The organism is Pseudomonas sp. NBRC 100443 (assembly GCF_030268185.1).
GTDB classification, from domain to species: Bacteria; Pseudomonadota; Gammaproteobacteria; order Pseudomonadales; family Pseudomonadaceae; genus Pseudomonas; species Pseudomonas citronellolis.
Window position 1 is genome coordinate 1 of record NZ_BSQE01000083.1, and the last position, 330, is coordinate 330.

Genomic DNA, 330 nt, shown 5'->3' on the forward strand with positions numbered 1-330 from the left:
CGGCGGGGTCGAGGCTGAGCAGGCGAGCCAGCCCGACCAGCTCCAGAGCCCCACTCTGCAACGCCTCATTCATGCCCGCGACGGTACGAAAGCCACCGGTCACCATCAGTGGCACGGACGTCTGTTCTCTCACCTTCTCGGCGAACGCGAGGAAATAGGCCTCGCGCTGACGAGTACTTTCCTTCTGCACCGGCTGTGTGCCGGTCATCGCCGGTGACTCATAGGTGCCGCCGGAAATCTCGATCATGTCGATACCAGCATCCGCGATGGCCAGCACGGCCTCCATGGATTCACCTTCGTCGTAACCGCCTTTCTGGAAATCGGCCGAGT

1 pseudogene is annotated in these 330 nt (G+C 62.1%); it reads right to left on the reverse strand.

The window, feature by feature from the left end:
• Positions 1–330 (reverse strand): annotated as a pseudogene (locus QSJ95_RS32635) (NADH oxidase); the annotation flags it as partial.